At 64.6% G+C, this 17,585-nt stretch carries 19 protein-coding genes; 17 read left to right on the top strand and 2 right to left on the bottom strand.

Annotated elements, in window-relative coordinates; genetic code table 11:
* Positions 1 to 105: 105 nt before the first annotated feature.
* Together G5S42_RS19560 and G5S42_RS19565 are read left to right on the top strand one after the other, a co-directional pair.
* Positions 106 to 561 (top strand): NfeD family protein, encoded by a 456-nt coding sequence (locus tag G5S42_RS19560; RefSeq protein WP_176108301.1) that lies wholly within the window; start codon positions 106 to 108, stop codon positions 559 to 561.
* Positions 562 to 708: 147 nt separating this feature from the next.
* Complete coding sequence (locus tag G5S42_RS19565; RefSeq protein ID WP_176108302.1) at positions 709 to 1,656, top strand: SPFH domain-containing protein; 948 nt, start codon at positions 709 to 711, stop codon at positions 1,654 to 1,656.
* A 101-nt stretch (positions 1,657 to 1,757) separates the two neighbouring features.
* On the opposite strand, the gene smpB is transcribed toward G5S42_RS19565, so the two are convergent.
* Positions 1,758 to 2,204: an SsrA-binding protein SmpB gene (gene smpB, locus G5S42_RS19570; RefSeq protein WP_013089686.1), complete on the bottom strand. Its 447-nt coding sequence runs from the start codon at positions 2,202 to 2,204 to the stop codon at positions 1,758 to 1,760.
* Positions 2,205 to 2,304: 100 nt separating this feature from the next.
* Here smpB and G5S42_RS19575 point away from each other — a divergent pair, with 100 nt between their 5' ends.
* Both G5S42_RS19575 and G5S42_RS19580 read left to right on the top strand, forming a co-directional pair.
* Positions 2,305 to 2,742: a type II toxin-antitoxin system RatA family toxin gene (locus tag G5S42_RS19575; protein ID WP_013089685.1), complete on the top strand. Its 438-nt coding sequence runs from the start codon at positions 2,305 to 2,307 to the stop codon at positions 2,740 to 2,742.
* Positions 2,739 to 3,071 (top strand): RnfH family protein, encoded by a 333-nt coding sequence (locus tag G5S42_RS19580; RefSeq protein ID WP_176108303.1) that lies wholly within the window; start codon positions 2,739 to 2,741, stop codon positions 3,069 to 3,071. Before G5S42_RS19575 ends, G5S42_RS19580 begins: the two co-directional genes overlap by 4 nt.
* Before the next feature lie 70 nt (positions 3,072 to 3,141).
* Here the strand turns inward: G5S42_RS19580 and G5S42_RS19585 are convergent, their stop codons facing one another.
* A complete protein-coding gene (locus G5S42_RS19585) occupies positions 3,142 to 4,128 on the bottom strand; it encodes a DMT family transporter (protein ID WP_176108304.1) in 987 nt (328 codons plus the stop codon).
* Positions 4,129 to 4,424: 296 nt separating this feature from the next.
* Here G5S42_RS19585 and guaB point away from each other — a divergent pair, with 296 nt between their 5' ends.
* The 13 genes from guaB to uraD all read left to right on the top strand — a co-directional run bounded on the left by guaB (position 4,425) and on the right by uraD (position 17,527).
* Positions 4,425 to 5,885, top strand: a complete 1,461-nt coding sequence (guaB, locus tag G5S42_RS19590) for an IMP dehydrogenase (protein WP_176108305.1) — start codon at positions 4,425 to 4,427, stop codon at positions 5,883 to 5,885.
* 6 nt (positions 5,886 to 5,891) lie between these two features.
* On the top strand, positions 5,892 to 6,611 hold the full coding sequence (locus G5S42_RS19595; protein ID WP_176108306.1) for a hypothetical protein: 720 nt from the start codon (positions 5,892 to 5,894) through the stop codon (positions 6,609 to 6,611).
* Between the two features lie 215 nt (positions 6,612 to 6,826).
* Positions 6,827 to 8,410: a glutamine-hydrolyzing GMP synthase gene (guaA, locus tag G5S42_RS19600; protein ID WP_176108307.1), complete on the top strand. Its 1,584-nt coding sequence runs from the start codon at positions 6,827 to 6,829 to the stop codon at positions 8,408 to 8,410.
* 184 nt (positions 8,411 to 8,594) lie between these two features.
* Complete coding sequence (locus G5S42_RS19605; protein ID WP_176108308.1) at positions 8,595 to 8,846, top strand: type 2 periplasmic-binding domain-containing protein; 252 nt, start codon at positions 8,595 to 8,597, stop codon at positions 8,844 to 8,846.
* A gap of 73 nt (positions 8,847 to 8,919) precedes the next feature.
* Positions 8,920 to 9,519: a 2'-5' RNA ligase family protein gene (locus G5S42_RS19610; RefSeq protein ID WP_176108309.1), complete on the top strand. Its 600-nt coding sequence runs from the start codon at positions 8,920 to 8,922 to the stop codon at positions 9,517 to 9,519.
* Positions 9,520 to 10,032: 513 nt separating this feature from the next.
* Positions 10,033 to 10,434: a DnaJ family domain-containing protein gene (locus tag G5S42_RS19615; RefSeq protein ID WP_176110571.1), complete on the top strand. Its 402-nt coding sequence runs from the start codon at positions 10,033 to 10,035 to the stop codon at positions 10,432 to 10,434.
* Complete coding sequence (gene tadA, locus G5S42_RS19620) at positions 10,431 to 11,162, top strand: tRNA adenosine(34) deaminase TadA (RefSeq protein ID WP_176108310.1); 732 nt, start codon at positions 10,431 to 10,433, stop codon at positions 11,160 to 11,162. The genes G5S42_RS19615 and tadA overlap by 4 nt, the downstream gene beginning before the upstream one ends.
* A 26-nt stretch (positions 11,163 to 11,188) precedes the next feature.
* Entirely contained in the window at positions 11,189 to 12,115 is a 927-nt protein-coding gene (gene ldcA / locus G5S42_RS19625; protein ID WP_176108311.1) for a muramoyltetrapeptide carboxypeptidase, read from the top strand.
* Positions 12,116 to 12,434: 319 nt separating this feature from the next.
* Complete coding sequence (locus tag G5S42_RS19630; RefSeq protein ID WP_176108312.1) at positions 12,435 to 13,148, top strand: GntR family transcriptional regulator; 714 nt, start codon at positions 12,435 to 12,437, stop codon at positions 13,146 to 13,148.
* A 368-nt stretch (positions 13,149 to 13,516) separates the two neighbouring features.
* Entirely contained in the window at positions 13,517 to 14,998 is a 1,482-nt protein-coding gene (locus G5S42_RS19635; RefSeq protein ID WP_176108313.1) for an NCS1 family nucleobase:cation symporter-1, read from the top strand.
* A gap of 55 nt (positions 14,999 to 15,053) precedes the next feature.
* A complete protein-coding gene (locus G5S42_RS19640; protein ID WP_176108314.1) occupies positions 15,054 to 15,848 on the top strand; it encodes an aspartate/glutamate racemase family protein in 795 nt (264 codons plus the stop codon).
* Between the two features lie 210 nt (positions 15,849 to 16,058).
* Positions 16,059 to 17,009 carry an allantoinase PuuE gene (gene puuE / locus G5S42_RS19645; RefSeq protein WP_176108315.1) on the top strand — a complete coding sequence of 317 codons (951 nt, stop codon included), beginning with the start codon at positions 16,059 to 16,061 and terminating at the stop codon, positions 17,007 to 17,009.
* A complete protein-coding gene (gene uraD, locus G5S42_RS19650) occupies positions 17,006 to 17,527 on the top strand; it encodes a 2-oxo-4-hydroxy-4-carboxy-5-ureidoimidazoline decarboxylase (RefSeq protein ID WP_176108316.1) in 522 nt (173 codons plus the stop codon). The genes puuE and uraD overlap by 4 nt, the downstream gene beginning before the upstream one ends.
* Positions 17,528 to 17,585 lie beyond the last annotated feature (58 nt).

Here is a 17,585-nt window from a genome sequence, read left to right on the forward strand (position 1 = left end):
CGAATGCCGCTTCGCAGGCGGCATTTGGCACGCGTTAAAGGCACGTCCGCTTCGTGCTATAAACACCCCGGTAGATCCGGGGTGTTTTGCTTTGTGGAGGTCGACGTGGCGCCTGGTGGACTGTTCTGGTGGATCGGGGCGGGTGTGCTTGTCGTGCTGGAGCTGATGAGCGGCACCTTCTATCTGTTGATGATCGCGTTCGGCTTCGTCGCGGCCGCGCTTGCGCGCATTGCCGGCGCCGGGCCCGATCTGCAGTTCGTGGTGGCGGCGCTGGTCGCGCTTGCGGCGGTCGTGGCGCTCAGACGCTCGCGCTTTGCCCGTCGCCGGCGCGAGCAGGCGTCGCGCAATCCCGATGTCAATCTGGACATCGGGCAGACGTTGAACGTGCCGGCCTGGCAGAGCCGCAAAGCACGCGCGACCTATCGTGGCGCCGCATGGGACGTCGAGCTGGCCGCGGGCGAGCCCGAAGACGCACAGGTCTACGAGATCAGGGAGTTGCGCGGTAGTTGTCTGGTCGTCGTCGCGAGCCGGCAGCCGAAGGCGCGCGCGAGCGCGACCTGACGATCTGAACCTGAGTGTTGGGTGCGGTGTTCGCCACACGCGCTCATCGATGTCCGTTCACAAAGTGAAGCACCAGAGCCTAATCTGAACACGCAGGCCCGACCAACCTGCGCACAACAATTCGAAGCAGAAGCGGAGGGTAGCGATATGGATTCAACCATCGTCGGGGCGGTGCTGCTGATCGTCGTGATCGTGCTCGCGTCGCAGACCATCAAGATCGTGCCGCAGCAGCATGCGTGGGTGCTCGAGCGCCTCGGCCGCTATCACGCGACGCTGACGCCGGGTCTGAGCTTCGCGTTTCCGTTCGTCGATCGGGTCGCGTACAAGCACGTGCTGAAGGAGATTCCGCTCGAAGTGCCGAGTCAGGTCTGCATCACGCGCGACAACACGCAACTGCAGGTCGACGGTGTGCTGTATTTCCAGGTCACCGATCCGATGAAGGCATCGTACGGATCGAGCAACTTCGTGTTCGCGATCACGCAGTTGTCGCAGACCACGCTGCGCTCGGTCATCGGCAAGCTGGAGCTCGACCGGACTTTCGAAGAGCGCGATTTCATCAATCACAGCATCGTGTCCGCGCTCGACGAGGCGGCCTCGAACTGGGGCGTAAAAGTGCTGCGCTACGAGATCAAGGATTTGACGCCGCCGAAGGAAATCCTTCACGCGATGCAGGCGCAGATCACCGCCGAGCGCGAGAAGCGCGCGCTGATCGCGGCCTCGGAAGGGCGCAAGCAGGAGCAGATCAATATCGCGTCGGGCGGCCGCGAGGCGGCGATCCAGACGTCCGAAGGCGAGCGGCAGGCGGCGATCAACCAGGCGCAGGGCCAGGCCGCGGCGATTCTGGCGGTGGCCGAGGCGAACGCGCAGGCGATCCAGAAGATCGCCGCGGCGATCCAACTGAACGGCGGCATGGACGCGGTCAATCTGAAAGTGGCCGAACAGTACGTGAACGCGTTTTCGAACCTCGCGAAGCAGGGGACGACACTGATCGTGCCGGGCGACATGTCGAACATGAGTTCGATGATCGCGTCTGCGCTGACGATCGTGAACAAGGGCAGGGCGGCAGCGGAGCCGCCGCGAAGCGACCTGCGCTGACGAACTGAGCAATCGGCGCGCAATGAGCGCGTGACAAAAAGCAAATGGCCCGCCATCGATGTGCGGGCCATTTTTCTGCGTGAGCCGCAAACGAATCGCGCTTACGTCGGCGAGCGCATCAAACGCGCCTTCTCGCGCTCCCAGTCGCGCTTCTTCTCGGTCTCGCGCTTGTCGTGCATCTTCTTGCCCTTCGCGAGGCCGATCTCGCATTTGACGCGACCGTTCTTGTAGTGAAAATTCAGCGGCACGAGCGTGTAGCCGCGCTGCTCGACCTTGCCGATCAGCTTGCTGATTTCCTCGCTATGCAGCAGCAGCTTGCGCGTGCGCACCGGATCGGGATGGATGTGCGTCGACGCTTCGGGCAGCGGGCTGATGTGCGTGCCGATCAGAAACAACTCGCCGTTGCGGATCACCACGTAGCCTTCCTTGATCTGGCCGCGCCCTGCGCGCAACGCCTTGACCTCCCATCCTTCGAGCACGAGGCCGGCCTCATAGCGTTCCTCGACCGAATAGTCGTAGAAGGCTTTTCTGTTGTCGATGATGCTCATGAATGGAAAGTGCCCAACTCGTTTAAAATTACGATTTTAGCAAAGCGGGACAAGGAAAGCCCGCCGCGCTCATCCACCCTTGCCACGCGCTGTTCAATTTATGGCAGATGTCCAGAAAACCGTGTTGATTCGCCATTCGGCGGAACAGATGTTCGACCTCGTCACCGACGTCGACGATTACCCCAACTTCCTGCCATGGTGCGGCGGCATCGAAATTCGTCACCGGGACGACACCAGCATGGAGGCGCGGATCGATATCAACTTCAAGGGCATCAAGCAGCATTTCGCCACGCGCAACTCGATGGAGCGCCCCACGCGCATCGACATGGAATTCGCCGATGGTCCGTTTCGCAAGTTCACCGGTTTCTGGCGCTTCACGCCGCTGCGCGCGGATGCGTGCAAGATCGAATTCGCGCTGCACTACGAGTTCACCAGCATCCTGCTCGAGAAGATCATCGGGCCGGTGTTCAATCACATCGCCAATACCTTCGTCGAATCTTTCGTGAAGCGCGCCAATCAGCGCTATGGTCAGGCATGAGCGCGCGGCTAACGGTTGAGGTCTGCTATGCGCTCGCCGGCGAGCAGGCGTTGATTGCGGTCGAGTTGCCCGCGGGCGCGACGCTGAGGCAGGCGATCGACGCAAGCGGGATTCTGCGGCGTTTTCCGTCGATCGATCTGAACACGCAGAAGGTGGGCGTGTTCGGCAAGCTCAAGCCGCTCGATACGGTGCTGGCCGACCATGATCGCGTCGAGATTTACCGGCCTTTACTGGTCGATCCGAAGGTGTCGCGCCAACGGCGCGTCGAAAAGACGCGCAAGGCCGGGTCGATCGAGGGGCGGCGCTGGTTGAACAAGGATTCGCGCTAGGCGGCGCGAGTCGGCGGGGCGGTGAATTTTTTCGCCCGCCGCCCGTGTCACATCATCACGTCACATCACCTCAAGGCGCCGCCGTTTGCGCCTTCTCGTCCCTGCCCTCGATGCGCGCCGTACCCGACGAATCGTCGTCCGAATGTCGGCGCACCGACCGCCAGACCCCCGCCACCAGCAGCAGGATCGCCGCGAGTTCGAGCGGGCGAGGCAGGCGCTCGTCGTAAATGAACGCATAGAGCAGCGCGAATAGCGTCTCGAACACGATCATCTGGCCGGACAGCGTCAGCGGCAGCCGTTTTGCCGCGGCATTCCACAGACCGTTGCCGAGCCACGACGCGCCGATCGCGAGCACCAGGTTGAGCAGCCAGAACGTGTGCCAGCGGGCGTCGGCCAGTTCGCCCTGCGGGCCGCCGGCCGGCAGCACCGCGAACACCAGCCACAACGCGCCGCCGAGCGCGCCCGTCACGACGCCCCACAGCACCGACCATTCGTTGCCGCTGAAATGCGTCTGACGCTGCAGGTAGCGGGCGTTTTCAACCGCGAACCAGGTCCAGCAAAGGAGCGCGCCCACCGCGCAGGCGACGCCGAGCAAGCGCGTCGCGATGCTCACCGGCGCCGCACCGGCCACCGTAAACACGTCGATATTGATGCACACGATCCCCGCCATCACGGTCGCGAGCGGCCATGCGAGGCGCGCGAGCGGCACGGCGCCGTGATCGCGCCGGCCCATCAACGTGACCGTGACTGGCAGCACGCCGACGATCAGCGAGGCCGGCGCGATCCCGATCAGGTGCACGGCGGCCGTCAGCAGCAGGTAATAGACGATGTTGCCGGCCAGCGCGAGCTTGACGAGCGCGATCAGGTCCTCACGGCTCAGCCGTTTGGCGAGCGAGCGCGCGATCGGCAGCGCCGCGGCGAGCGACACCACGCCGTACATCGAATAGCGGCCGGCGACGAGCAGCAGCGGGGAGAAGTCGGGCAGCACCCGCGGCACCAGAAACACCACGCCCCACAAGGCTCCGGCCATGACCCCATATATGACACCGCGCTGCATCGACTGCCCCTTCTGGATAACCTGGAATGGGCGGCAGAATAGCGGTTTCGCGGACGGGGCGTCTTGTTCGATCCTGCATTCGTGTCGCTCGATCGCCGATGGCCGCCGGCCAAGGGTCCAGCGTTTGCCTGCGAACGCGCAAACGAAACCCGATCGAACCCGACGCGAAAAGCGAAGCGAAATCGGCGCGTGCCGGAGCGGTAAAAAATCGTCTGAAATTCGCTAAGCTGCTGTTCGCGCAGTGAAAACCGGGGTGGTATCGCGTATAATTCGCTTTTGCGCCTATAGGATTTGCCATGCGTCTGATCCAAACAGCACTCACGTTCGATGACGTGCTCCTCGTCCCGGCCTTCTCCGATGTTCTGCCGCGCGACACCAGCCTCAAGACCCGGCTGACCCGCAACATCTCCCTGAACATGCCGCTCGTGTCCGCCGCGATGGACACGGTCACCGAAGCACGTCTGGCAATCGCCATGGCGCAAATGGGCGGCGTCGGCATCATCCACAAGAACCTCACGCCGGCCGAGCAGGCGCGTGAAGTGGCCAAGGTCAAGCGTTTCGAGTCGGGCGTCGTGCGCGACCCGATCACCGTGCCGCCGCAAATGAAAGTGCGCGACGTGATCGCGCTGTCGCGCCAGCATGGCATTTCGGGCTTCCCGGTCGTCGAGGGCGCGCAGCTCGTCGGCATCGTGACGAACCGCGACCTGCGCTTCGAAGAGCGTCTGGACGAGCCGGTGCGCAACATCATGACGCCGCGCGAACGCCTCGTCACCGTCAAGGAAGGCACGCCGCTCGCCGAAGCGAAGGCGCTGATGCACAGCCACCGCCTCGAGCGCGTGCTGGTCATCAACGACTCGTTCGAGCTGCGCGGCCTGATGACCGTCAAGGACATCACCAAGCAGACCGAACATCCGGACGCGTGCAAGGACGAGCACGGCAAGCTGCGCGCGGGCGCGGCGGTCGGCGTCGGCGCGGACAACGAAGAGCGCGTCGAACTGCTCGTGCAGGCCGGTGTCGACGTGATCGTCGTCGATACCGCGCATGGCCACAGCAAGGGCGTGCTCGAGCGCGTCAAGTGGGTCAAGCAGAACTTCCCGCACGTCGAGGTGATCGGCGGCAACATCGCGACCGCCGCGGCTGCCAAGGCGCTCGTCGAATACGGCGCGGACGGCGTCAAGGTCGGTATCGGCCCGGGCTCGATCTGCACGACGCGAATCGTCGCCGGCGTCGGCGTGCCGCAGGTCACCGCGATCTCCAACGTGTCCGAAGCGCTGAACGGCACCGGCGTGCCGGTCATCGCCGACGGCGGCGTGCGCTTCTCGGGCGACGTCAGCAAGGCGCTCGCGGCGGGCGCGAGCGCGGTCATGATGGGCAGCATGTTCGCCGGCACCGAAGAGTCGCCGGGCGAAGTGTTCCTGTTCCAGGGCCGCCAATACAAGTCGTACCGCGGCATGGGCTCGGTCGGCGCGATGAAGGACGGCGCGGCGGACCGCTACTTCCAGGACAACTCAGCGAACATCGACAAGCTGGTGCCGGAAGGCATCGAAGGCCGCGTCGCGTACAAGGGTTCGGTCAACGCGATCCTGTTCCAGCTGATCGGCGGCGTGCGCGCGAGCATGGGCTACTGCGGTTGCCGCACCATCGCCGAAATGAACGAGAAGGCCGAGTTCGTGCAAATCACCGGCGCGGGCCTTCGCGAGTCGCATGTGCATGACGTGCAAATCACCAAGGAAGCGCCCAACTACCACGTGGACTAAACGCCCATGAAGCCACTGCTGCGCGTTGTACTGATCCTCGATGCGTTGGTGCTGCTGGCGTTCGGCCTGCTATTCGTGCTGACGCCGTGGATCTCGCTGTACGACGCGCTGCAACTGGTGCCAACGGAGCCGATGCTGGTCGGCCAGGCGTTCGGCGTCGCGCTGATCGGGCTCACATGGCTCGCGCTGCATGCGTCGTTCGACGGGGCGCTGACTTCGACGGTCGCGAAGGTCGTCGGTCATGTGCACTGGCTGATCGGCGTGCTGATGCTGGTCTGGCTGCTGGGGCTGCATACGCCGTCGCTGACTGGCTTCGGGCAGATGGTGGCGGTGCTGGCCGGTGTCGCGCTGGTGGTGATCGGGCTTGGCGGCGTGCGACTGTCGGGTGTGGTGCGGCGGCGCGAGAAGGGGGGCGTGGTCAAGTCCTCGTCGAGCAAGGCCGACAGCCGGGCTGATAAGCGTGCCGCGAAAGAAGCCGAAAAGGATGCCGTACAGAAGCGCGAGCCACGTGCCTCAGCGGGCTTCCCGATCTATCAGGCGGAGCCGGTGCCAGAGCCCGTCGTGCCGGTCACGCGACCCGTGAATCCGGCTGGCGCGGCTCCCGTTGCCACTGCCGCGCCGCTTGGTCCGGCTGCAAGCGAGCCTGGCCTGAGCGAATCCGAACCCGCCGCGCGCGACACCAGCAACGACGTGCCCGGCGCACCGCGCCCGCCGTTTCATGGCTGAAGCGCCGCGCGCCAGGCCGTTTGCCGAAGCTACCGGGTTTGGTTCGCGCGCATCGCAGGCGGCAAGTTCCGCCATTGGTCGCGCCTTTGTGCTTCATCGTAATGTTTGCTGTCCGCGCCGCGCCGAGACCGTCGCCGCGTGGACCGCTTTGAACTCATCGCCGCGCCTCGTGCGCGGCATTCCGTATCCGCTCACTTCTGATTCCGTCCGCTGCCATGCATGACAAGATCTTGATTCTCGACTTCGGTTCGCAAGTCACCCAACTGATTGCACGTCGCGTTCGCGAAGCCAACGTGTATTCGGAAATCCATCCGTACGACGTCGACGCGTCGTTCATCCGCGACTTCGCGCCGAAGGGCGTGATTCTGTCTGGCGGCCCGAGCTCGGTCACCGAGGAAGACACGCCGCGCGTGCCGCAAGCCGTATTCGAACTCGGCGTGCCGGTGCTCGGCATCTGCTACGGCATGCAGGCGATGGCGCAGCAGCTCGGCGGCAAGGTCGACATCGGCCATCTGCGCGAATTCGGCTACGCCGAAGTGCGCGCGCGCAACCATACGAGCCTGCTCGAAGGCATCAGCGACTTCACCACGGCCGAAGGCCACGGCATGCTCAAGGTGTGGATGAGCCATGGCGACAAGGTGCTGGAAATGCCGCCGGGCTTCGCGCTGATGGCATCGACGGACTCGTGCCCGATCGCCGCGATGGCCGACGAACAGCGCCGCTTCTACGGCCTGCAATGGCATCCGGAAGTCACGCACACGGTGCAGGGCCGCGCGATGCTCGAGCGCTTCGTGCTGCAGATCTGCGGCGCGAAGGCCGATTGGGAAATGGGCCACTACATCGACGAAGCCGTCGCGAAGATTCGCGAGCAGGTCGGCAACGAGCACGTCATTCTGGGGTTGTCGGGCGGCGTGGATTCGTCGGTGGCGGCGGCGCTGCTGCATCGCGCGATCGGCGATCAGCTGACCTGCGTGTTCGTCGATCATGGCCTGCTGCGTCTGAACGAAGTCGAGCAGGTGATGGCGCTGTTCGCCGATCACCTTGGCGTGAAGGTGATTCACGTCGACGCGAGCGAAGCATTCCTCGGCAAGCTCGCCGGCGTGACCGATCCGGAAGCGAAGCGCAAGATCATCGGCGCGGAGTTCGTCGAAGTGTTTCAGGCCGAAGCCGGCAAATTGACCGACGCGAAATGGCTGGCGCAAGGCACGATCTATCCGGACGTGATCGAATCGGCGGGCAAGGGCAAGAAGGCCGCGCAGACCATCAAGAGCCACCATAACGTCGGTGGTCTGCCGGAGACGCTGAACCTGAAGCTGCTCGAGCCGCTGCGCGAGCTGTTCAAAGACGAAGTGCGCGAGCTTGGCGTGAAGCTCGGTCTGCCGCACTCGATGGTGTATCGCCATCCGTTCCCGGGCCCGGGTCTGGGCGTGCGGATTCTCGGCGAAGTGAAGCGCGATTTCGCGGACCTGCTGCGCCGCGCGGACGCGATTTTCATCGAGACGCTGCGCAACACGATCGACAAGGAAACCGGCAAGTCGTGGTACGACCTGACGAGCCAGGCATTCGCGGTGTTCCTGCCGGTGAAGAGCGTCGGCGTGATGGGCGACGGGCGCACCTACGAGTACGTCGTCGCGCTGCGCGCGGTGCAAACGCTCGACTTCATGACCGCGCATTGGGCGCATCTGCCGCATGAACTGCTTGGGCATGTGTCGAACCGGATCATCAACGAAGTGCGCGGGATCAACCGGGTTGTCTATGACATCTCGGGCAAGCCGCCTGCGACGATCGAGTGGGAGTGATCAGCCGTCCCGACCGTACCGGCACGACCTGGCAACACAACACATCAAAGCCCGCGTTTTCGCGGGTTTTTTGTTTTGGGCCGCTGGATTCGCAGGTTGTGAACGGCGCCGCGATTGACACCGGCATGTCAGACCAGATCGAGCCGCGCCCCCTCTCGACGGCACGATTCGGCGGTAACCCCAAATGGGCGGTCTTGGCATCGCGATTTTTCCGGGCATTCCGCTGGGGTCGTTTCCGCACCGCGATCTGGTCGCGCGCCGGCTCGAAGCGCCGCTCGTTACGCGCGACGTGAATCTGATCCGACGCGCCGAGCATTCGTTGTCGCCGGCCGCTGAGTCCTTCACCGAGCTTTGGTACAAGCGCATCGGCAAGCCGGCCGGCCAGTGGCGCGCTGTGATTGCGCATGGCCTGTCATACTGTATGAATATACAGTAACATGGCTGCAATGGGCCGCTTGTGCGGCGGTATGCGAATTGGCGGAAAAATTTCAGCTAGGGAACGAGGCACGATGCCTGAACAACTGTGGTTGCCCGGGCTAGAGGCGCCGCCCCCGCCCACCGACGGGCTCTTTTTCGCGGTTTATCCCGATGCCAATACCGCGGCCGGCATGGCGAAGTTCGCGCAACAGCTTTGCGCGGAGGTACGCGGGCGCAGCGGCGTGCGCGGCAAAGCGCTCGCGGCGAACCGTTTGCACGTGACGCTGAGGCATCTCGGCAATTTCGCGGGCGGCTTGCCGGCGGATGTGGTCGAGGCGGCGAAACGGGCGGCCGCCGCGGTCAGCATGGCGCCGTTTACGGTCGAATTCGACGCGATCGCCAGCTTCGCGAAAAAGCCGCGGCTCGGGCCGGCGGTGCTGGTCGGCGAGCACGGTGTGCGCGGACTGCAGGCGCTTCACGATGCGCTCGAAGCGAGCTTGCGGGACGACGGCATCGAGCCCGATGCACGTTTTACGCCGCACGTGACGCTGGCGTACGGGATGCCGTGGATCGAGCGCCGTCCGGCCGAGCCGGCATGCTGGAACGTGCGCGAGTTTGCGCTGATGCACAGCCTGCTGGGACGATCCAAACATATCGTTCTCGCGCGCTGGCCGTTGGTGGGGCGAAGCTGAGGAGCGGGGGGCGCGCCGGCCACCGCGGCGTCGAATGCGCGGGTGTATCGCCTGGCAACCGTTAGAACCGCACGCTTGTCCCGCAGCCTCCGGCATAGGCGCCACCGCTTGCCGCGGCGCCGCCGCAAAAGACGCCGCAGCCGGAAAGCAGCAAGGCCGCGGCAATCGCCGTCAGCGCGGTACCCACGCCGATGCGCCGACACGTGTGCGGGCTCCCTCGCACCGGCTGCACGGCGCCGACAGGACGCGGATGCGCAACGGGAAAAGTACCTGGACGGCTGATCGGTTTGAATGACATCGCGGCATCGACTTCGACGGGAGGAAAATCATGGCTTGCCGCGCCAGTCAAGCGCTGCGCGCGTCGTACGGCTCGATGACCTACTCTAAGTCGACGCTGAAGCACCGTCAAACGTCGAATAGCCGGCAAATCGGCGCTTTTATGCCGTCGGGGGAGCACTGAACGCCCGTGCACTCCCTGATAGAATGCTCGGGCCGCAACGTAGTGGATTGCAGATGAAATTGCTTGATGCGCTTGTCGAACAGCGTATTGCCGCCGCCGCCGCGCGCGGAGAGTTCGACGACTTGCCGGGCGCGGGCGCGCCGCTGGCCCTCGACGACGACGCGTTGGTGCCGGAAGAGGTGCGCGTCGCCAACCGAATTCTGAAAAATGCGGGCTTCGTGCCGCCCGCCGTCGAGCAGCTTCGCGCGTTGCGCGACCTGCAAACGGAGCTGAATGCCGTGAGCGATCAGACGACCCGTTGCCGTCTCCAGGCCCGCATGCTCGCGCTCGATATGGCGCTCGAATCGCTGCGCGGCGGCCCAATGGTCCTGCCGCGCGAATATTGCCGCCGCATCGCCGAACGTCTGTCGGAACGCGTGGGCAATGTCGATGTGGCGGGAGCAGGTTCACAGTGAACGAGCCGCTCGTGTGTCCCGCCTCGATCGGCTCTTCGGCGCAAACCGAGGACGGCGAGAAATCCGTTGACGCTAGCATCGGCGCAGTGTCCGCGCCGGCGGCTGATCGACCTGTGGCCGGTCCTGCCATCCCTCCCGTAAATTCCGAAGCTCCCATCGTCTCCGAACGCGACTTGCGCTTCATGGCGCTCGCTCAGGCCGCAGCCGAAGAAGCGCGCGCGGCCGGCGAAGTACCGGTCGGCGCGGTGCTGGTGCGCGGCGACGAAGTCATCGCCACGGGCTTCAATCATCCGATCGGCGCGCACGATCCGTCCGCGCACGCCGAAATGATTGCGCTGCGCGCCGCCGCGCAGTCGCTCGAAAATTATCGTCTGCCGGGTTGCGAGCTCTATGTGACGCTCGAGCCTTGCCTGATGTGCGCCGGCGCGATCATGCACGCGCGCATCGCGCGTGTCGTGTTCGGTGCGCGCGATCCGAAAACCGGCGCGTGCGGCAGCGTGGTCGATGCGTTCGCGAATCCCCAGTTGAACCATCACACGACGGTCAGCGGCGGTGTCCTCGAAGCCGAATGCGGTGCCGCGCTCAGGTCGTTTTTTGCCGAGCGGCGTCGCGCGAGCCGCGCAGCGCGCGCGGCGGCTCGTGGTGAAGTGGCTGAAGGGTCCGTTGGCACCGCCACTGACCCCGCAACACCCCCGAGCAGCGAACCGCCCCCAACCACGCCGCTCTAAAACAACAACGCCCAACGGGTCTCGCCATGACCGCTCATCGCACCATCGAATTGATTGCGCCATCCGGCTATCCGCATGATCCGGAGGTGTTGCATCGCGCGTTGCATCGGTTGCGGGCCCAGGGGCATCGTGTCGACGGCGAGGCGGCCGCAAAGCGCCGCTACCAGCGCTTCGCCGGCACCGACGGCGAGCGCGCGGCCGATCTGAACCGGCTCGCCGATCCATCGCGCGAGTTGCCCGATGTCGTGCTGGCCGTGCGCGGCGGCTACGGCGCGGTGCGGATTCTGCACGGTCTCGACTACGAAGGCCTGCAGCGGCGGCTCACCGATCAGCCGATCGCGCTCGTCGGTCACAGCGACTTCACCGCGATCCAACTGGCGCTGCTCGCGCGCGCCGGCTTGAAGACCTTTGGCGGCCCGATGCTGATGAGCGATTTCGGCGCCGAGGAACTCAGCGAATTCACGATGCGGCATTTCTGGTCGGCATTGACGCAGCCGACCCTCACGATTGCGAGCAACACGCCGCAAGCGCAGAACGTCGATGTGACGGGCACGCTGTGGGGCGGCAATCTGGCGGTGGTGGCGTCGCTGGTCGGCACGCCGTACATGCCGCCGGTGCAGGGCGGCATCCTGTTCGTCGAAGACGTCAACGAGCAGCCGTTCCGCATCGAGCGGATGATCTATCAGCTGCATCTGGCCGGCATCCTCGCGCAGCAGCAGGCGCTCGTGCTCGGCGACTTCACGGGCGGCAAGCCCTACGACTACGACAATGGCTACGACCTGCAGGCGATGGTCGAGCAAGTGCGCTCGCTGATCGGCATTCCAGTCGTGACGGGGCTGCAGTTCGGGCATGTCCACAACATGGTGACGCTGCCGGTCGGCGCTAATGCGCATCTGGTCGCGAATGCGCATGGCTTCAGGCTGACGGCATCGGGCTATCCGAGCCTTGGCTGAAGCCCGCGTGGGTGGGGCAGAGGCGGGCGAATAGCCCGCTTTTTTTCGCGTTATCAACGCAACTAACTGTCTGCATTATGCAGCTCACCACCTCCCACACCCGTCGCCAATGTTTTCTGTTTTTGTTGACAAAAACCCGGCCGCCAACGGTCGGCTTGGCGCCGTGAAAACGGGGAATATTTCCGTCAGACAGCCGCGCAGCTTGACTTGCAGGCGTTCCCTGACGCAACGCAGCACGAGAACTGTCGAAAATTGACGCAAAAATTGTTGACAATATTTGTGTCCGTCCTATGATGACCAACATACCGAGACGCCAATCATGTCCGACACCGAATCAGTCGCGAACAGTTCGAAGCCCGAAGCAATCGCCGAGCGCATCCGCGCGGCGATCCTCGAGCATCGGCTGGCACCCGGCGCGAAGCTCACCGAAGCTCAGCTATGCGAAGTATTCGGCGTGAAGCGCGGCCCGATCCGTCAGGCGCTGTCGCAGCTGGCAGGTGAGCGGCTCGTCGATCTCGAGCCGAACCGTGGCGCGTTCGTCGCGAGTCCGTCGTTGCAGGAGGTGCACGAGGTGTTCGAAATGCGCCGCATCATCGAGCTGGCCGTCGTCGAAAAGATCTGTAGCGGACACGGCATGCGGCGTCTGAAGAACATCGGCGGCATGATCGGCCGGGAACGCAAGGCATTCGAAACGCGGGATTTTCCGGCATGGATCCGCTTGTCGGGCGAGTTTCATACGGAGCTCGCGAACCTGACCGGCAACTCGGTGCTGTGCGATTGCCTGAACGGGCTGGTCGCGCGTTCCACGCTGATTTCCGCGCTGTACGAGTCGCTCGGACGCAGCCCGTGCTCGTTCGAGGACCACGAAGCGATTCTCGCCGCGCTCGACGCCGGCGATGCAAAGCAGGCGGCCGCGCTGATGTCGCGCCATCTGCAAAGCGTCGAGTTGAAGATGCTGGAGCGCCCCGCGCGCGGTGCAGCGGATCTGCACGAAGTATTCGGTGCGCTCGCGCCGAAAGAAACATCAACGTAAAGAGCCGAAGCCGACTCCACCCCAGGCTGAGGCAGGTAGCAGGCGAGCGCCCGTTGGTGGTGCGCGCCGCACTGAATCGAACTGAACCGATAGATGCACGGCAGGGCGGCCTCGCGTGAGCGCCGCCGGCCTGAACACGCACGTCCGTCGCGAGACGACGGACTTTAGGGTAGCGACGCATCGCCGGAAATCCGCGGCGGCCGGCGATGCGACAACCACAAGTACGTCAGTACGGAGACACGCGCGGCACGGTCCGGGACCACGACGCCGACTTCTGCGACCCATACAGGGCAAGAAGCGAGCAACTGGCATGGCCGATGCAATGTCCGTCGATGCGCTTTCGACGGTCCCTATCCAAAGGAGGAATCATGGCTCAGTTCAGTGCAGCGCCAGGCAGTCACCCCATCTCCAACTATCCGGAAGGCACGGCCCAGACCGGTCCGTCGATGCCGGCCGGCTACAGCGAGCGGCTCTACAACGCGGACCTCGCGCCGCTGCGCGCGCAGAACTGGACCGCGTACAACATCTTCGCGTTCTGGATGTCGGACGTGCATAGCGTGGGTGGCTACGTATTCGCGGGGAGTCTCTTCGCGCTCGGCCTGACGAGCTGGCAGGTGCTGGTCGCGTTGCTCGTCGGCATCACGCTCGTGAACGTGCTGTGCAACCTGATTGCGAAGCCGAGCCAGCTGAACGGCGTGCCGTATCCGGTCGCGTGCCGCGCGACCTTCGGCGTGCTCGGCGCGAACGTGCCCGCGGTGATCCGCGGCCTGATCGCGGTCGCGTGGTATGGCATCCAGACCTATCTCGCGTCGAGCGCGCTCGTGATCGTCGTGCTGAAGTTCGTGCCGCAACTGCTGCCATACGCGGACGTGCATCGGCATGGCCTGCTCGGTCTGTCGACGCTCGGCTGGGCCGGCTTCATGCTGCTGTGGGTACTGCAGGCGCTGGTGTTCTGGCATGGCATGGAGACCATCAAGAAGTTCATCGATTTCGCCGGTCCGGCCGTCTACGTCGTGATGTTCATTCTCGCCGGCTACATGGTGTATCGCGCGGGCTGGCGCAACATCGGCATCAACCTCGGCGGCGTCAAATATCACGGCATGGAAGTGGTGCCGGTGATGATCACGGCGATCTCGCTGGTGGTGTCGTACTTCTCCGGACCGATGCTGAATTTCGGCGACTTCTCGCGCTACGGCAAGAGCTTTCGCAGCGTCAAGCGCGGCAACTTCTGGGGCCTGCCGGTCAACTTTCTCGCGTTCTCGCTGGTGACGGTGATCACGACCGCGGCCACGCTGCCGGTGTTCGGCGAGCTGATCACGGACCCGGTCGAAACGGTGGGCCGCATCGACTATCCGATGGCCGTGATTCTCGGCGCGCTGACCTTCACGATCGCGACGATCGGCATCAACATCGTCGCGAACTTCGTGTCGCCGGCCTTCGACTTCTCGAACGTCGCACCGCGCCTCATCAGCTGGCGTGCGGGCGGCATGCTCGCGGCGGTCGCTTCGGTGTTCATCACGCCGTGGAACCTGTTCAACAATCCGGCCGTGATTCACTACACGCTCGACGTGCTCGGCAGCTTCATCGGACCTTTGTACGGCGTCCTGATCGTCGATTTCTATCTGGTCAAGCTTCAGAAGATCGTGCTCGACGATCTGTACACGGTTGCGCCGAACGGCTCGTACTGGTATCGCAACGGCGTCAACTATCGCGCGGTGGCCGCGTTGCTGCCTGCCGCGCTGATCGCGGTGATCTGCGTGATGGTGCCGGGCCTCGACGGCCTCGCGAATTTCTCGTGGTTCATCGGCGCGGGACTCGGCGCGCTGTTTTACCGGATGCTCGCGCGCTGAGCTTCATGGAGCGCCATGTTTTCGCCGCTGCAATATGAGTCGAACAGGAGTCGCCATGCGTATCAAACTGATCAATCCGAACACGACGCGCCGCATGACCGAGGCGATGGGGCACTGCGCGCGCGAGGTCGCCGCGCCCGGCACCGAAGTGATCGCCGTCAATCCGACGATGGGCCCGCCGTCGATCGAAGGCTATTACGACGAGGCGCTCGCCACGCCCGGTCTGCTCGCCGAAGTCGCGGCCGGCGAGCGGGAAGGCTGCGACGGCTACGTGATCGCGTGCTTCGGCGACCCGGGTCTCTACGCGGCCCGCGAGTTGGCGCGCGGGCCGGTGATCGGCATTGCCGAGGCGGCGATGCACGCGGCGAGCGTGCTCGCGCCGGGCTTTTCGGTCGTGACGACGCTCGCGCGCACCTGCGGCATGGCCTGGCATCTGGCCGAGCGCTACGGTATGAAGCGCTTCTGCCGCAACGTGCGTGCGACCGACGTCGCCGTGCTCGATCTCGACAAGCCCGGCTCGGCGGCGCGCCGCATCATCCTCGACGAATGCCGGCGCGCGCTCGACGAGGATGGGTCGGACGCGATCGTGCTCGGTTGCGCGGGCATGGCCGAGCTATGCGCGGAGATCGAGGACGCGCTCGGCGCGCCGGTGATCGAAGGCGTGACGGCGGCCGTCAAATGGACCGAGGCACTGGTGGCGCTGCGTCTCGCGACGGCCAAGCGCGGCGACTATGCACGGCCGCTCACGAAGCGCTACGACGGCGCGCTCGCCTCGTTCAGCCCCGGCCCGCTGCGGGTAAACGCCGACTCGGCGGAGACCCAGGCGGACGCGCACATACACTCGCTGTAACACGCACTATCTGCCCGGCCGTATGGGCTCACCGGGGCGTTTTCGCTACACTGGGTCAACTCGGTGCGGCGGCTTCGGCCGCCGCTGAAGCCTCCGAACGAGCGCTTGCAAAGGTCAGTTCCGGCGTCGTTGCCGAGGGGTTTCGAGCTCGAGCTTCATGCGCGAGCTTCACGCAAATTCCTGGTCCCGTCACTACGCATCCGTCAAACCATGCCACTCGACCCGAACTACCCACGCGATCTGATCGGCTACGGCCGCCACCCGGTGCACGCGAACTGGCCGGGGCGAGCGCGCGTCGCGGTGCAATTCGTCCTCAACTACGAAGAGGGCGGCGAAAACTGCGTGCTGCACGGCGACCCCGGTTCCGAGCAGTTCCTGTCGGAGATCGTTGGCGCGGCGGCGTATCCGGCGCGGCACATGAGCATGGAGTCGATCTACGAATACGGCTCGCGCGCGGGTGTGTGGCGCATCCTGCGCGAATTCGAAAGACGTGACCTGGCGCTGACGGTGTTCGGCGTCGGCATGGCGATCGAGCGGAATCCGGAAGTCGCGCGGGCGTTCGTCGAACTCGGGCATGAGATCGCGTGCCACGGCTATCGCTGGATTCACTATCAGGACATGTCGCCGGAGAAGGAAGCGGAGCACATGCGCCTCGGCATGGAGGCGATCGAGCGGGTGACCGGCGTGCGGCCGCTCGGCTGGTACACCGGCCGCGACAGTCCGAACACCCATCGGCTGGTCGCCGAATACGGCGGTTTCCTGTACGACTCCGATTACTACGGTGACGATCTGCCGTTCTGGATGGACGTCGAGGTGGCGGGCGGCAAGAGCGTGCCGCAACTGATCGTGCCGTACACGCTCGACACCAACGACATGCGCTTCGCGACGCCGCAAGGCTTCAACACCGCGGACCACTTCTTCACCTACCTGCGCGACGCGTTCGACGTGCTGTACGAAGAGGGCGACGAAGTGCCGAAGATGCTGTCGATCGGTATGCACTGCCGGCTGCTCGGACGGCCGGGGCGTTTCCGCGCGCTGCAGCGCTTTCTCGATCACATCGAACAGCACGATCGCGTATGGGTGTCGCGGCGAATGGATATCGCGCGGCACTGGCACGAGACTCATCCTTACCAACAGGACAACCGCGAGGCTGCGGCATGAAGGCGATGCAATACACCCTGGACCAACTCAACAGCCTCTCGACCGACGCGTTCGTTGCGACGCTGTCGGGCATCTTCGAGCACTCGCCGTGGGTCGCGGAGATTGCGGCGCGGCAGCGGCCGTTCGCGAGCATCGAGGAACTGCATCGCAGCATGTCGCAGATCGTCGAAACCTCGGGCGAGGACAAGCAGCTCGCGCTGATCAACGCGCACCCGGAGCTGGCCGGCAAGGCCGCGGTGCGTGGCGAGCTAACCGCCGAATCGACCCGCGAGCAAAGCGGCGCCGGGCTCGCGCAATGCACGCAGGAAGAGTTCGACAAGCTGCATGCGCTCAATCACGCATATCGCGAGAAGTTCGGCTTTCCGTTCATTCTCGCGGTGCGCGGCTATGACCGCCACGGCATCATCGCGAACTTCGAATCGCGCGTGAACAATAGCCGGGCCGACGAAATGCGCGCGAGCCTCGATCAGATCTATCGCATTGCACGTTTGCGGCTCGACGACCTGATCCGCGTGTGACGCGCACCGCGTCACGCAACGAGCCGCAACGTTTTTCCCGCACCAATCGATATCAAGG

It is taken from the genome of Paraburkholderia youngii, from assembly GCF_013366925.1.
Lineage (GTDB): Bacteria > Pseudomonadota > Gammaproteobacteria > Burkholderiales > Burkholderiaceae > Paraburkholderia > Paraburkholderia youngii.

Bases quoted from the DNA above. Each gene is read 5' to 3' on its own strand.
- uraD (WP_176108316.1), top strand. From the start codon at position 17,006: ATGAAGGCGATGCAATACACCCTGGACCAACTCAACAGCCTCTCGACC.
- G5S42_RS19575 (WP_013089685.1), top strand. From the start codon at position 2,305: ATGGCAGATGTCCAGAAAACCGTGTTGATTCGCCATTCGGCGGAACAG.
- ldcA (WP_176108311.1), top strand. From the start codon at position 11,189: ATGACCGCTCATCGCACCATCGAATTGATTGCGCCATCCGGCTATCCG.
- G5S42_RS19565 (WP_176108302.1), top strand. From the start codon at position 709: ATGGATTCAACCATCGTCGGGGCGGTGCTGCTGATCGTCGTGATCGTG.
- smpB (WP_013089686.1), bottom strand. From the start codon at position 2,204: ATGAGCATCATCGACAACAGAAAAGCCTTCTACGACTATTCGGTCGAG.
- G5S42_RS19630 (WP_176108312.1), top strand. From the start codon at position 12,435: ATGTCCGACACCGAATCAGTCGCGAACAGTTCGAAGCCCGAAGCAATC.
- G5S42_RS19610 (WP_176108309.1), top strand. From the start codon at position 8,920: ATGCCTGAACAACTGTGGTTGCCCGGGCTAGAGGCGCCGCCCCCGCCC.
- puuE (WP_176108315.1), top strand. From the start codon at position 16,059: ATGCCACTCGACCCGAACTACCCACGCGATCTGATCGGCTACGGCCGC.
- G5S42_RS19605 (WP_176108308.1), top strand. From the start codon at position 8,595: ATGGGCGGTCTTGGCATCGCGATTTTTCCGGGCATTCCGCTGGGGTCG.
- G5S42_RS19580 (WP_176108303.1), top strand. From the start codon at position 2,739: ATGAGCGCGCGGCTAACGGTTGAGGTCTGCTATGCGCTCGCCGGCGAG.
- guaB (WP_176108305.1), top strand. From the start codon at position 4,425: ATGCGTCTGATCCAAACAGCACTCACGTTCGATGACGTGCTCCTCGTC.
- G5S42_RS19640 (WP_176108314.1), top strand. From the start codon at position 15,054: ATGCGTATCAAACTGATCAATCCGAACACGACGCGCCGCATGACCGAG.
- G5S42_RS19595 (WP_176108306.1), top strand. From the start codon at position 5,892: ATGAAGCCACTGCTGCGCGTTGTACTGATCCTCGATGCGTTGGTGCTG.
- guaA (WP_176108307.1), top strand. From the start codon at position 6,827: ATGCATGACAAGATCTTGATTCTCGACTTCGGTTCGCAAGTCACCCAA.
- G5S42_RS19585 (WP_176108304.1), bottom strand. From the start codon at position 4,128: ATGCAGCGCGGTGTCATATATGGGGTCATGGCCGGAGCCTTGTGGGGC.
- G5S42_RS19635 (WP_176108313.1), top strand. From the start codon at position 13,517: ATGGCTCAGTTCAGTGCAGCGCCAGGCAGTCACCCCATCTCCAACTAT.
- G5S42_RS19615 (WP_176110571.1), top strand. From the start codon at position 10,033: ATGAAATTGCTTGATGCGCTTGTCGAACAGCGTATTGCCGCCGCCGCC.